At 41.3% G+C, this 13,483-nt stretch carries 11 protein-coding genes and 1 pseudogene; 8 read left to right on the top strand and 4 right to left on the bottom strand.

Going from position 1 to position 13,483, the window contains the following annotated elements:
- The first annotated feature begins 63 nt into the window (after positions 1–63).
- Both ACFSTG_RS01900 and ACFSTG_RS01895 read left to right on the top strand, forming a co-directional pair.
- Positions 64–1,026, top strand: coding sequence for a calcium/sodium antiporter (locus tag ACFSTG_RS01900; RefSeq protein ID WP_380747911.1), 963 nt, complete (start codon positions 64–66; stop codon positions 1,024–1,026).
- 88 nt (positions 1,027–1,114) lie between these two features.
- Positions 1,115–1,498, top strand: a pseudogene (locus tag ACFSTG_RS01895) (HAD family hydrolase); the annotation flags it as partial.
- 34 nt (positions 1,499–1,532) lie between these two features.
- Here ACFSTG_RS01895 and ACFSTG_RS01890 read toward each other — a convergent pair.
- Positions 1,533–1,751: a hypothetical protein gene (locus ACFSTG_RS01890; RefSeq protein ID WP_380747909.1), complete on the bottom strand. Its 219-nt coding sequence runs from the start codon at positions 1,749–1,751 to the stop codon at positions 1,533–1,535.
- A gap of 525 nt (positions 1,752–2,276) precedes the next feature.
- Between ACFSTG_RS01890 and ACFSTG_RS01885 the strand changes: the two genes are divergently transcribed.
- From ACFSTG_RS01885 to ACFSTG_RS01875, 3 genes are all read left to right on the top strand, one after another.
- A complete protein-coding gene (locus ACFSTG_RS01885; protein ID WP_380747907.1) occupies positions 2,277–4,205 on the top strand; it encodes a cytochrome c/FTR1 family iron permease in 1,929 nt (642 codons plus the stop codon).
- Between the two features lie 213 nt (positions 4,206–4,418).
- Entirely contained in the window at positions 4,419–6,233 is a 1,815-nt protein-coding gene (locus ACFSTG_RS01880) for a mechanosensitive ion channel family protein (protein ID WP_380747905.1), read from the top strand.
- Positions 6,234–6,389: 156 nt separating this feature from the next.
- The gene (locus ACFSTG_RS01875; RefSeq protein ID WP_380747903.1) at positions 6,390–7,190 is read left to right on the top strand and encodes a DUF1206 domain-containing protein; all 801 of its coding nucleotides are present in this window, start codon (positions 6,390–6,392) and stop codon (positions 7,188–7,190) included.
- Between the two features lie 187 nt (positions 7,191–7,377).
- Here ACFSTG_RS01875 and ACFSTG_RS01870 read toward each other — a convergent pair whose 3' ends face one another.
- The 3 genes from ACFSTG_RS01870 to ACFSTG_RS01860 all read right to left on the bottom strand — a co-directional run bounded on the left by ACFSTG_RS01870 (position 7,378) and on the right by ACFSTG_RS01860 (position 9,999).
- Positions 7,378–8,076 (bottom strand): aspartate/glutamate racemase family protein, encoded by a 699-nt coding sequence (locus tag ACFSTG_RS01870; protein ID WP_380747901.1) that lies wholly within the window; start codon positions 8,074–8,076, stop codon positions 7,378–7,380.
- Between the two features lie 116 nt (positions 8,077–8,192).
- Positions 8,193–9,422 (bottom strand): S8 family peptidase, encoded by a 1,230-nt coding sequence (locus ACFSTG_RS01865; RefSeq protein WP_380747899.1) that lies wholly within the window; start codon positions 9,420–9,422, stop codon positions 8,193–8,195.
- Between the two features lie 265 nt (positions 9,423–9,687).
- A complete protein-coding gene (locus tag ACFSTG_RS01860) occupies positions 9,688–9,999 on the bottom strand; it encodes a rhodanese-like domain-containing protein (protein WP_380747897.1) in 312 nt (103 codons plus the stop codon).
- A 313-nt stretch (positions 10,000–10,312) separates the two neighbouring features.
- On the opposite strand from ACFSTG_RS01860, the gene ACFSTG_RS01855 reads away from it, so the two are divergent.
- From ACFSTG_RS01855 to trpD, 3 genes are read left to right on the top strand one after another with little or no spacing between them, the layout of a single operon-like run.
- Positions 10,313–11,707, top strand: a complete 1,395-nt coding sequence (locus ACFSTG_RS01855; protein WP_380748422.1) for an anthranilate synthase component I family protein — start codon at positions 10,313–10,315, stop codon at positions 11,705–11,707.
- Positions 11,708–11,765: 58 nt separating this feature from the next.
- Positions 11,766–12,455, top strand: a complete 690-nt coding sequence (locus tag ACFSTG_RS01850) for an anthranilate synthase component II (protein ID WP_380747895.1) — start codon at positions 11,766–11,768, stop codon at positions 12,453–12,455.
- A 27-nt stretch (positions 12,456–12,482) separates the two neighbouring features.
- Positions 12,483–13,475 (top strand): anthranilate phosphoribosyltransferase, encoded by a 993-nt coding sequence (gene trpD, locus ACFSTG_RS01845; protein WP_380747893.1) that lies wholly within the window; start codon positions 12,483–12,485, stop codon positions 13,473–13,475.
- The last annotated feature ends 8 nt before the right edge of the window (positions 13,476–13,483 follow it).

The following is a 13,483-nucleotide window of genomic DNA, read 5'->3' as shown; positions in this document are numbered from 1 at the left end:
TTCTCTATTTATTTTCTATAAAATATTTTAAATTCATCCTTTAATACTTTTATTAATACTTCTATGATATTACAATTTTTATTACTTATTGCAGGACTCCTGTTATTAATAAAAGGTGCAGATTGGCTGGTGGAAAACTCTTCAGCTTTTGCACGAAAAAAGAAAATTTCCGATCTGGCTATAGGGTTAACCATAGTAGCTTTCGGAACTTCGGCCCCAGAGCTGGTAGTCAACGTAGTTGCCGCATACCAGGGACATCAGGACATAGTTTTTGCAAACGTTATTGGGAGTAATAACTTTAACCTGTTCTTTATCCTGGGTATAGCCGGTTTAATAACACCTCTGTTGGTTCAACAAACGACAGTGTGGAAGGAAATACCCATTTCTTTGTTAGCCGCAATATTGTTGTTCTTTTTAGTAAACAATTTTTTTACAGGGTCAGAAGGCTCCCTGGACAGGTGGGATGGATTTATTCTTATTTTCTTTTTCCTTGCTTTTCTCTTCTACGTTTATAAACAGCTAAAGGAAACTCCTTCTACTTCTTTGGAAGCCGTAAAGCAGGTTTCCAATGGTAAAATTTTCACTTTTATAGTTCTGGGGCTTGCAGGTCTCATCATTGGGGGGCGACTGGTGGTCTCGAGTGCAATGGACATTGCAGGAACTCTGGGAGTAAGTGAGAAGATCATTGGAATTACCATTGTTGCTGCAGGAACTTCCTTACCTGAACTGGCCACCTCTGTAATTGCAGCTTTTAAGAAAAATAATGACATTGCTGTTGGTAATATCATTGGTTCCAATATCTTTAACATCTTCTTCATTCTTGGCTTGAGCTCTCTCGTAAGACCTATTGCCTATGACTCTCTTTTCAATAACGACCTGTACCTTCTTTTCGGGGGCACTGCCCTCTTGTTCCTGTTCATGTTCCTGGGAGGAAAGAGAAAACTTGAGAGATGGGAAGCAGGAGTGTTGTTATCTGTATATCTTATTTACACCAGCTATCTGGTCATGAAGGAAATGAGCCTGTAGGTTCATTTGTCTGATTCATAATATCCTATAGAAAATGAAAATAAAAATATTCCCATGCATTTGAGGATCCTTATTGGACTGGAACCTTGTTGGTATCATCAAAAAAGTAAAAGAAGATAAAGTTGAGATTCCAAAACCGGAAAATTTCAATGCCATAACCGGAAAAGGGGTTGAGGCTACTGTAGAAGGGAAAGAAGTAAAAGTGGTGAGTCCGGGTTAATTAAGAGATGAAAAAATCACCATTCCTGAAGATGCTTACCGGGATGCGGGAGAAACTGTTGTTTTTGTGTTGATCGACGGAGAATTGGCGGGATATATTGCTATTGCGAACGAGATACGGCCGGAATCTGCAGAGGCTATTAAAATTTTTAAACAAAACAATATTAAGGTGCTCATGGCTACAGGAGATAATGAAAAAACCGCAAAGGCAGTTAGCGATAAACGTGGCCTGGACGGATATTATTCTGAAGTACAGTGATGAACTAAAATAGTCTTTCAAAAAAATTTTATAGTTCAACGCAAAGTTCTGGAATATCCCTCATTTTTCCATTTTCCTGTTTGCCAAGAATAATAACTTCCTTGTTTTCTTTGTATTCATCAATGGCCATTAGAAGTTGGCTTTTAGTATCTCTCCGAATTTTAATACCAGATTTTTGGTTTTTATTCCTGACTTCAATATAATAACCATCTCTCAGGTCTTTTGGTTTAGTGGAAGGTCTTCCCATAATAATCTTTAATTTTAAAATAGAATTTAATCTTATTTAATAATCCTTGTGTCGTTTTAAAATGATAAAACTGACAACACCAATCTCTATACCAGAATTCAGGCAAGATTACAATAATTTGAAGTCGGTTAAAAAAATTTCACAATTAAAGAAGGTTTATTGCCCATAGACGAGTTTTTAAAGAGTTTTTGTGATGACGACAGAATTGGCAAATCCTAAATTAGAAACCCTTATTTCATTTCCGGATTCAGGACTTTGTCTGTCAATATCCCTACCTCACATTCCTGAAATTGCGGGGAGATCTCACCGGAGTGCTCCTGCTTCAGAAGAAAAAATGGATTACATAAAATAATAGTGTTAAACCTCTTTTTCCTGATCTTCTCATTTTTTTGATATTATTTCCAACTATTACCTCGAACAACTTAATTATTGCAGAGCAGGAATTTGCTCCCGGTAATATAAAGGCTATTTTTGTTGTTTATAATCATTCTAAATAAAACTTAAGAATGATATTTAGTCATAACTATGTATTTAAAAACCATTTCCATCACCTTTTTGATTACCGGTGTGCTGTTTCTTTCTAATTCTGTGGTGGCCACTGCCACCTCCAGGGATGACAACACACAAATGGCTATACATCTGCTGGATTATATTGCCAGGGATTACGCAACCGCAGTTAAAGATGGAAAAATAATTAATGCAGCTGAATATAAGGAAATGCTGGAATTTAGTACCACAGTGTATGAATTGCTGAAACCTTTAAAAAATGAATTTGAGAAGGAGGAAGTGGATTTCTTGTCACAGGTTGAGCAGTTAAAAATTCTCATCCAGGAAAAAGCCGGGTTAACTAAGGTTGCGGAACTTGCGCAAAAAATAAGATTGGAACTAATAGAAGTGACGGGGTACCAGGTCGCCCCCCTTCATTGGCCAGACCACTCCCGGGGAAAACAGTTATACGCAAAAAACTGTTTGAGCTGTCATGGTGAGGCCGGGAATGGAAAGGGTCCTTTAGCACAAAGTATGGATCCTACTCCAACTAATTTTCTAAACGATAAGCACATGGAGCAGGTTTCTCCCTTTCAGGCTTATAATACCATTCGTTTAGGAGTTGAAGGAACAGAGATGAAAGCTTTTCCGGAACTCAAGGATGAAGAAGTTTGGGATTTGGCCTTTTACATTAAATCCCTGCGTTTTGAAAGGAGCGGAAACCAAAAGGCTAGAAACCTCCCTGAAGAAGTGAATTTGACAGATGTTGCCAGCTTGTCAGATCTGGAGTTACTTAACAAATTAGGAGACGATAGAAAAAAGGCAAAAGAAAAAATAAAGATTATCCGGCTTCATATTCCCGATACTTATAACTCCCTTGATTTAGCGAAAGAATATTTGAATTCTGCTTTGCTGGCATATACAGAAGGGGAAACTTCTCTTGCGCGCAAACAGGCCCTCGCCGCATACCTTGAGGGTGTAGAGCCCGTGGAGGTCCAACTTAGGGCAAAGGATCCTGCGTTTATGGTGCAACTGGAGAAACAGATGTTCGAATTGCGAAGTACGATTGAAAAAAAGAAATCCCTTGAGGCAGTAACCCATCAGGTAAATCTTTCCCTGGAAATGATTGCCAGGGCAGGGACTATGATGAAGGGTGAAAAGCTCGGTTTTTGGCTCGCCTTTATATTAACAGTTTCCATCCTTTTACGGGAAGGAATAGAAGCATTCCTCATCATTGCAGTGGTCCTAACGATTATTCGCAGTGCAAGAATGAAAAAAGCATTACCATGGCTCCATGGGGGATGGATTACTGCTGTTTTGTTGGGATTTGCAGGTTGGTACATGTCTGACTTCCTTCTGCAGTTAAGCGGCCAAAATCGGGAGATACTTGAAGGAATAGTGACCCTTCTGGCCGTATTGGTTTTAACTTATGTTGGTTTCTGGTTACATTCCAATTCGCATGCAAAGAGATGGAAGGTATTTATTGAAAAAAGAATTCAGAAGTTGTTGAAGACCGAAAATATGTGGGGATTGGCTTTCTTTTCTTTCATGGTTGTTTTCCGTGAAGCTTTCGAGTCGGTTCTTTTCCTTCAAGCTATTAAACTGGAGACAATACCCGGAAATCAGTCCTCTATTGGACTTGGTGTATTGGTGGCGTTCAGTATAATTGCTGTTCTCGTAGTGCTGTTTGTTAAGTATTCACAGAAAATTCCAATCAGGCAACTCTTTTTGTATTCATCCTGGATGATTGTTCTATTAGCGTTGATCCTTATGGGCAAGGGCATCCACTCTATCCAGGAGTCTGGTTTACTCTCTGTCACTATGATACCAATCGATATAAGAATAGAATGGCTGGGAATTTATTCTTCTGCGGAATCACTTCTGGGACAGGGCCTTTTGTTAATTCTCATCCTGAGCTTATGGTATAATAGCCCACAACGAAATAAAAATATAAGTACGAAGAAGTAAAGTAATTCAGAAAATTACTTTTTAAATCCTGGGTAAGATCTTTAGTCTCTCAACTTTCTGATGAAATTGAACACGTAAACAAGTTAAAGCAATCATTTATGATCATCCGAGACTTCTCAGGATCTTTAATTGTTCATTATTTTGTCTTCACAAAATAAATTTCAGAATTTTACAGGGATGGCCATAATCCTTCGAAAACGTATCTTAGCATCTATGAGTTCTAAAATCATTACTCCTCTCAAATATTTATTCCAGACAATATTCATCTTGCTGGTAGTTTTAAGCGGCATTCTACCAGCCCATGCTCAGTTCATACCTGAAGCCCCTTCAGAAGAACAGGAGCAGGCAGAACCCCAGGTTCGGCAGGATTCTTTGGGGAGGCGATCCCCCAGGGGTAGTATCTCGGGCTTTTTAACTGCGGTGGCCGACAGAAATTATGAAAGGGCAAGCCGGTATTTTAATTTTTCGGGCACTGCTGTTGATGCCGAAAACGGCGACGAACTGGCTGAAATGCTGGAAGAACTTTTAAATCAAAGGGGACAGATCCTTCCCTACTCCTGGATAAGTGAGGAAGCTTCAGGAAGAACAGATGATAACCTTGAACCCAACCTTGAAAAAGTAGGAACCGTTACTATTGAAGGCGAAACAGTAGACCTTTTGATGGAGGATGTAAAAGATACCGAGGGGGAGGCTCTCTGGCTGTTCTCCTCGGCAACGGTTGAAAGTATTGCCTCTGTAAGTACGGTTGAAGAAAGTGCTATTGCCGTAGAAAGGGTGCTTCCCAAATTTCTGCAGGACAATGAATGGGGAGGTGTACCAGTTGGCCAGTGGCTGGTTGCATTGTTCCTGGCAGCCTTTGCTTACCTCATATCCTGGAGTATCGTTTCCCTTATCGTTCTGCTCATCCCAAAGATCTGGAGAAAAGCTCAACAGGAGCCCACCTCGGGAGTAATTAAGGCTTTTGCTTTACCTGTAGAACTTTATGCGGCTGTATTGTTATTCGTCTATCTTACGCGTGAAACCGGGATGTCCATTATCCTGCGCCAACGCTTAAGCGGAATTACGGTGATCATTGGCTTTGTCGCATTTCTCATACTGCTCTGGAGGCTCACCGAGTTCATTGGTACCTTCAGCAAAAGAAGAATGAGTTCCCGAGGAAATATCTCGGGAGTTTCAGTGGTGCTTTTTTTAAAGAGAGCAGCTAAGATCGCCATTGTGATATTTGGTATCATAGCCATACTGGGTACTTTTGGTGTTGATGTGACTACAGGTATCGCAGCCCTGGGAATAGGTGGTCTTGCGCTTGCCCTGGGGGCACAAAAAACCATTGAGAATTTTGTTGGCAGCGTTACGCTCATCACAGACCAGCCAATTAGGGTGGGGGATTTCTGTAAGGTGGGGGACACTTTGGGTACCGTAGAGAAAGTAGGAATGCGGTCTACGAGAATTCGTACCCTTGACCGAACGGTTGTTACCATCCCCAATGGCGAATTCTCTTCAAGTAAAATAGAAAATTACGCCCATCGGGACCGGTTTTGGTACCACCCTATACTGGGTCTTCGATATGAGACAACCCCAGACCAAATAAGGTTCCTCCTGGTAGAGCTAAGAGCCGTTTTATATAAACATCCAAAAGTAGCTTCAGATTCTGCCAGGGTGAGATTCATAAAGCTCAATTCAGATTCCATTGACCTGGAGGTCTTCTCTTATATTCTGGCCTCAAATTATGATGAATTCCTGGAAGTCCAGGAGGATCTGTTATTGAGAATGATGGATATCGTTAATGAGAGCGGTACAGGCTTCGCCTTCCCTTCGCAAACTCTTTATTTCGCAAAAGACCATGGCTTGTCTACGGAAAAATCCAGATCTGCGGAAGAAAAAGTAAGGCATTGGAAAGAAAAAGGGGAAATGCCTCTTCCAAAGTTCGATCCGCAGAAGATCAAAGAGATCGAAGATACACTGGATTATCCACCCGAAGGTTCCTGCTACCGGAAGGATACCGGTACAGGAAAGATCCCCGGACTTTGATCCAAATCCTTATTCAGCCTGAACTCAGTGATCCACAAAATTTCAAAGGATATACCTGTGATCTCACTGGAAGTTAAAACTTAAAGAATTTATAATTCATTGGCTTTCTGTTGTCTTTCCTGTAAATTTAGTAGCTAACCATCCAAAAGACGAGAAATGAAAAATAAGACGAAAAATATCGCCCGTACGGGTTTTGTGGCCAAAGGAGTAGTATACGCCATTACAGGAGTTCTCACATTAATGGCTGCCTTTAATATGGGAGGACAAAAAACCGGCGGTTTACAGGTATTGGAATTCCTTGACAAACAAACATTTGGTAACGTTCTACTCATTTTAATGGCTATAGGGCTAGCCAGCTATTCTACCTGGCGCTTTATACAGTCTGTAAAAGACCCTGAAAATATTGGAGATGACTTTAAAGGAAAGACAAAAAGAACAGCCTTTTTCATAAGCGGGCTCCTGTACCTGGGCTTTGCAGCAATGGCCGTACTGCGTGTGGTAGGTTCCGGGTCGGGAAGCGGGAGTTCGGGAGGCTCGGGATCCTCTGCTCAGAAATCCTCCTTCCTCGCCAGTGAAACTGGCTTGCTCATCATTGGAATTGTAGGTGCCGGAATTATTATCGCAGGTCTCTTTCAATTCTATAAGGCCTGGAAAAATAATTATTATAAAAAATTCGATCTCTCTTCCATTCATGATGAAAAGAAGAGAAAGAGTATCAACACCACTGCAGAAGTAGGCCTTAGTGCCCGCGGGGTGATCTTCGCGATAATTGGTTCATTTGCTATAAAAGCAGCCATGACCAATGAACCTTCTGAGATCAAAACAACCACTGAAGTTTTCTCTTTCCTCCAGGAATCATCCTATGGGGCCTGGTTAATGGGTGCGGTGGCCACAGGTCTTATTGCATATGCGATCTATATGTTCCTAATGGCCAAATACAGGAGGTTTCAGGGTTAGGATCCAATCTCATTGATCTGGTGAAAAATGGGTGTATACCCCTATTCCAATCACGGGATTTGTTACCTAAATTTGGTTTATACCATTTAGAGAAACACGTGTATATTTAAAAGGTAGTTTGTAAATTTTTAAAAAAAGAAGAAGAGAGATTGGGGGATCTCTCTTCTTTTTTTGGTATAATATCTTTTTAATGGCTGGCCATAGAACTCCTGAGAATAAAATCTGCAGCCATTTGGGCATGTAGCTGGGTGGTGGGAATAAGCGGAAGATCAAAATCCTGCTGCTCAATTAGAAGGGGCAGTTCAGTACATCCAAGAATAATACCTTCTGCACCTTTCTCTTTCAGCAACTGCATCTGGTCAATGAAAAAAGAACGTGCCGTTTGGGTAAATTTTCCCTGGGTGAGTTCTTTGGAAACATATTCATGGGAAATATCTATATAATCCTCATCAGGAATCAACGTGGTGATCCCAAATTTTTCAGAGAGTCTTTTTTGAATAAATCCTCCGGTCATGGTAGGCCTGTTTCCCAGCAGTCCAAGTGTCCTAAGGTTTTCTTTTTTTGCCATTTCTCCCACAGCATCGGCAATATGCAGAATGGGTATTGAGATTTTGGGTTGTACATACTCATAAACCATGTGTGGGGTATTGGCACAAATGATAAGGGCCTTTGCACCTGCTATTTCAAGTTTTCGTGCAATATGGAGATAAGTATGTTCGATCTTGTTCCTGTCCTGCTCCCGCATCAATTCAATATTAAGACTATAAATGATTAGGGGAGGATTTGCCTGGGATCCGATTTTCTTTCCTACCAGTTCGTTGATCAACCGGTAATAGACTATAGTGGAGTGCCATGATGTACCACCAATAAGACCAATGGTTCGCATATTCTTATTAATTTTCCTAAAGGTAGGGTTTGTAATTTTTTAGTAGGCTGATCAATATCACATAACATAAAAAAAGCACCCTAAAGGGTGCTTTTTAATAAAATATTATGCTAATTCTAGTGAACCATAATAGCATCTGCATTTCCGTCAGGATCTCCTGAAACGGTACCGTCAGTTGAAGCATTACCTAATAACAGGATACCTGCAGCATGAGGAGAGGCCATAGAAGTACCACTAATGGTATTGTACCCTCCGCTTTTCCAGGTTGACTTGATAGAAACTCCAGGAGCAACATAATCTACCGGTGGATTTCCGAAGTTGGAGAAATAAGCAAAGCTGTCATTCACATCCATTGCAGAAATCGTGTAGATATTGGTGCCATTAACCCTCGCAGGAGAATAGTTGTTAGCGTCATCAGAATCATTTCCTGCAGCAAGTGCAAACTTGATACCTTTGGCAGCTGCATTTTTAACCGCAGTGTCAAGAGCTGCAGAAACAGGTCCACCCAAACTCATGTTGGCAACGTCACCTGAGTTTCCGTTTGCAGCTACGTGATCTACTCCATTGATTACACCAGAGTAAGATCCGCTACCTCTGCTGTCCAGAACTTTAACAGGAATTACAGTTGCTCCAGGAGCAACACCAATAACTCCTACACTGTTGTTCAAGGCAGCAATAGTTCCGGCTACGTGTGAACCATGACCATTACCGTCATCAAGGGAACCACCATCCTTACCAGAAGTGAAAGCGTTAAATCCTCTTGAAGCGTCAACATTAAGATCTTCATGGTCAAGATCGATACCTGTATCGATCACCCATGCTACCCCAGATCCTGTATAGTCTGCCACTCCATTAACTCTTGCGATACCGTAAGGAGTTTCCTGAGAGGAAGTTCCACCGTCACCACCGCCACCGTCTCCATCACATGGACCTCCATTAGGAGTTCCACAAGGAGGAGCTAAAGCAACGATTTGATCCTGCTCAATGTAAGCGATCTTGTCATTGCCGCGAAGTTTTGCAACCTGATCCTTAGACATTCTAACAGTTACCCCGCTAAGAGCTGCACTGTAAACCTGAATGATCTCGGCATCACCAATGGCGTTTTGGCTTAATAATTTTTGTGTCTTGTTTTGAACTTCCTGTTTATTAAGCGTGTGGTCTCCACTTAATTTACCGGACTCTTTGTAGACAATAATGTATTGGTCTGGAATTGCCTGGGAATAGCTTTGATTAAATTTTGCTTCTTCCTGGATTTCCATGTTTGTTCCCTCTTCTTTCGAACAGGAAACCATTGCTGCAACTGCAAAAGCGGTTGCCAAAAACGTAGAGGTTTTTTTTAATTTCATAAATTAAATTTTAAGTTAAATTGTTAAAAGATTTTCCGAATCTATGTTTAATAATTTAAAAACCAAATTTTTTAACATATGGAAAATCAACTTTTTAAAATAATTAACTCCCAATTTACAATATCTCCCGGCTGTGACACTCCCTGATTTTTTAACAATTTTTTTACGGTTATCCCCTGCAGCTGCTGTTTTTAAAGCATAAAAAAAAGGACGTTATTCATCGAGAAGAAACGTCCTTTTAACGAATGTTAAATAAAACTTAAAATTATTCCGATTTTGGCCCGGTCCAATTTGAAAAACCGCCAATAAGATTATAAGTGTTCTTAAATCCCATTTGATCCATAAAAGTACATGCCTGAGCACTACGAGCTCCCGACCTGCAATACACATAATAATTTTTGGACTTGTCGAGTTTCTGGATCTCTTCTACAAACCCCTGGCCTTTATAGATATCAATATTTTTTGCATTGGGAATATACCCTTCTTCTACTTCCTCTTGAGTTCTTACATCCAGGATCTCTGCATTTTCATCCCTTTCCAATTGTTCTTTCCATTCTTCCTGAGTTAGTTCTTTCATAACTTTGATTTTGGTTCGACTTTTTCAATTCCTGCAAAGATAATAATCCGTATGTCACAGGCCGGCGCAGTATAATATTTTTCACCTTAAATATTATCCTAAAATTTCTGGTTTTATTTGTATTTAATGATTTAACCAGCTTATATTTGCCTCCAGATGAACAATGAATTAAACAATAACTGGTGGTGGAAGTACTTACGTCGAACGTCGTGAGCAACACCTCCTGTAACTATATACAAAGGCTTGTCACACGACAGGCCTTTTTTTATGTCTATAAATGAGCATTTTTTCAATAAACGATTACAGCACTATGATGTATAAATTAAAAACCACTTATAAAACCCTTCTGGCAGATACCTTCACGCCTGTTAGCATCTATCTCAAGATAAGAGATAAGTTTCCCAACAGTCTGCTGCTGGAGAGCAGTGACTATCACGGGAGCGAAAACAGCTTTTCTTATATCTGCTGTAATCCTATTGCATCCCTCAAGGTAGAAAAAGAAATACTTACACAAACTTTCCCTGACGGTTCAAATTTTGATGTCCCTATAGACGCAGAAGTTAAAATTCCCCTGGCAATTCAAAAGTTTGCAGAAAAGTTCAGCTCCAACGGCCCCAGGTTCAATTTCATCAACCAGGGATTGTTCGGGTATATCGCCTATGACGGAGTGAGATATTTTGAGAATATTAATATTAATAAGAAGAAAGGCAACCTGGAGATACCCGATATCTACTATGCCGTTTACCAGAACATCATCGCTATCAATCATTTTAATAATGAAGCCTACATTTTTGACCATAGTTATGATACCGAAAGTAACCTGGAGCAAATAGAGCAGTTGCTGAAAGTGAAAAATTTTGCATCCTATCATTTCTCTGCGGAAGGGGAACCGGTTTCCAACGAATCAGACGAAGGTTATATGGAAAAGGTGAAAATGGTAAAGCACCATTGCCAAAGGGGCGATGTTTTTCAGATGGTACTCTCCCGAAGGTTCTCCCAAACTTTTAAAGGGGATGAATTCAATGTGTACCGTGCCCTGCGAAATGTGAATCCCTCCCCTTATTTGTTCTATTTCGACTATGGAGATTTCAGGATCTTCGGTAGTTCACCTGAAGCCCAACTTGTCGTAAAAGATGAGAAAGCAGAAATTCATCCTATTGCAGGTACTTTCAAAAGAACCGGACACGATGAACTTGATGCACAGAATGCACGTGATCTGGCAGCAGATAAAAAAGAGAACGCAGAACATGTAATGCTGGTAGACCTCGCCCGTAATGACCTTAGCCGCCACGGCAGCGAGGTAAAAGTGGAAACCTATAAGGAGATCCAGTATTTTTCACACGTGATCCATTTGGTGAGTAAAGTCACTGCAAAAAAGAACAGCCTCACTCCTACCATGCAAATGGTGGCCGATACTTTCCCGGCAGGAACGCTGAGTGGTGCTCCAAAACATCGTGCGATGCAGATCATTGAGGAACTTGAGAATGTGAACCGGGATTTTTACGGGGGCGCGATAGGTTTTATGGATTTTAAAGGAAATTTTAACCATGCCATTGTCATCAGATCTTTTCTTAGCAAAAACCATCAGCTACATTACCAGGCAGGTGCAGGCATCGTCTCAGAATCTAAGGAAGAAAATGAATTGCAGGAGGTATACAACAAACTGGGTGCCCTTACCCGCGCTCTTGAAATAGCAGAAGAAATATAAATCACCCCGCCCTGCGGGCACCTCTCCTTGACAAATAGGGGATAGTTATAATAGCAAAATGGAAAAAGATCAATATATCAATAAAAACACCCTTCCCTCCGGGGGCCAGGGAGGGGATGAGAGTAAACCCCTGAAAATTCTGGTGATCGACAATTACGACTCCTTCGTTTATAACCTGGTGCACTACCTTGAAGAACTGGATTGCAAGGTGACTGTGAAAAGAAATAATGAGCTTGAGCTCGAAGAAGTAGAAAATTTCGATAAGATCCTCCTTTCCCCGGGCCCGGGCATTCCCGATGAAGCCGGACTCCTAAAGGAAATCATTGCCCGGTATGCTCCCACGAAAAGTATTTTTGGAGTATGTCTTGGTCAGCAGGCCATTGGGGAGGTTTTTGGAGGCAGCATTATAAACCTCCAGCAGGTCTACCATGGCGTTTCTTCCAGGATCAAACTTTGTGTGAGTGATGAATCCCTGTTTGAGAACCTTGAAAAAGAGATGGAAGTAGGCCGGTACCATTCCTGGGTCGTGGCCAGAAACCTTCCCGACTGCCTGGAGGCGACATCTTATGATGAGAACGGGCAGATAATGTCCCTGCGACACCGCTTTTTCGATGTAAAAGGAGTTCAGTTCCACCCGGAATCTGTTCTTACCCCTCACGGTAAAAAGATTCTGGAGAACTGGGTCAAAAGTCCGGTAAAATCATCACCAGAAGAAAATACCACTTCAGGTATTCAGGAAAAACAATAAAAGTTCCGGAAGGAAAAAACAGTAAGAATGAAAGATCTACTTAACAGGCTTATCAATCATGAGACCATCTCAAAAGAAGAGGCACGGTCTGCGTTGATCAATATTTCCAACGGCAACTATAATGAAAGCCAGATCGCCGCTTTTTTGACCGTTTACATGATGCGAAGCATCACCATAGATGAACTCGAAGGTTTCAGGGATGCTTTACTGGAACTCTGTCTGCCGGTGGACCTGCAGGAATATGATCCCGTTGATCTCTGCGGAACAGGCGGAGATGGAAAAGACACCTTTAATATTTCCACCCTCGCATCATTTGTAACGGCAGGGGCAGGAATCCCTGTGGCTAAACATGGAAATTACGGGGTTTCTTCGAGCTGCGGCAGCTCTAATGTTATGGAGAAGCTGGGGATAAGGTTCAGCGATGACCAGGATTTTTTAAAGAAAAGTATGGACGAGGCCGGGATCAGTTTTCTTCATGCCGCCCTTTTTCATCCGGCCATGAAGAATGTGGCGCCTATAAGAAAATCCCTTGCGGTAAAGACCTTTTTCAATATGCTGGGACCCATGGTGAACCCTTCCTTTCCACGGAACCAGGTAGTTGGGGTATTCAGCCTTGAGTTGGCCAGGATGTACGGTTACCTGTATCAAAAAACAGATAAGAAATTCACCATTTTACATGCACTTGATGGATATGACGAGATCTCCCTTACCGGCAAAACAAAAACCATCTCCAATACTTCTGAAGGTATGCTGAAGCCAGGGGATTTTGGCGTATCCCAGATCGCTGCTTCACAAATATCAGGAGGAAATACAGTGGAATCTGCCGCTGCCATTTTCCTGGATATTTTAAATGGTAAAGGAAGTGAAGCCCAGAATAACGTGGTTTGCGCTAATTCCGCGATGGCCATTAACACCGTTAAAAATACAGGACTACAGGAAAGTTTTGACCTTGCTAAAGAAGCGCTGTTGACCGGTAAAGCTTTGAGGTCCTTTCAAAAACTTCAGAATTTGAGCGAATGAAAAAAGAA

Source organism: Salinimicrobium flavum (assembly GCF_042684505.1).
GTDB lineage: Bacteria > Bacteroidota > Bacteroidia > Flavobacteriales > Flavobacteriaceae > Salinimicrobium > Salinimicrobium flavum.
The sequence above is the reverse complement of the archived record's forward strand: the minus strand, read 5'-3'. Positions and strand labels throughout refer to the sequence as shown.

Coding starts and splice junctions, on each gene's coding strand:
- ACFSTG_RS01900 (WP_380747911.1), top strand. CDS start 64: ATGATATTACAATTTTTATTACTTATTGCAGGACTCCTGTTATTAATA.
- ACFSTG_RS01890 (WP_380747909.1), bottom strand. CDS start 1,751: ATGGGAAGACCTTCCACTAAACCAAAAGACCTGAGAGATGGTTATTAT.
- ACFSTG_RS01885 (WP_380747907.1), top strand. CDS start 2,277: ATGTATTTAAAAACCATTTCCATCACCTTTTTGATTACCGGTGTGCTG.
- ACFSTG_RS01880 (WP_380747905.1), top strand. CDS start 4,419: ATGAGTTCTAAAATCATTACTCCTCTCAAATATTTATTCCAGACAATA.
- ACFSTG_RS01875 (WP_380747903.1), top strand. CDS start 6,390: ATGAAAAATAAGACGAAAAATATCGCCCGTACGGGTTTTGTGGCCAAA.
- ACFSTG_RS01870 (WP_380747901.1), bottom strand. CDS start 8,076: ATGCGAACCATTGGTCTTATTGGTGGTACATCATGGCACTCCACTATA.
- ACFSTG_RS01865 (WP_380747899.1), bottom strand. CDS start 9,422: ATGAAATTAAAAAAAACCTCTACGTTTTTGGCAACCGCTTTTGCAGTT.
- ACFSTG_RS01860 (WP_380747897.1), bottom strand. CDS start 9,999: ATGAAAGAACTAACTCAGGAAGAATGGAAAGAACAATTGGAAAGGGAT.
- ACFSTG_RS01855 (WP_380748422.1), top strand. CDS start 10,313: ATGTATAAATTAAAAACCACTTATAAAACCCTTCTGGCAGATACCTTC.
- ACFSTG_RS01850 (WP_380747895.1), top strand. CDS start 11,766: ATGGAAAAAGATCAATATATCAATAAAAACACCCTTCCCTCCGGGGGC.
- trpD (WP_380747893.1), top strand. CDS start 12,483: ATGAAAGATCTACTTAACAGGCTTATCAATCATGAGACCATCTCAAAA.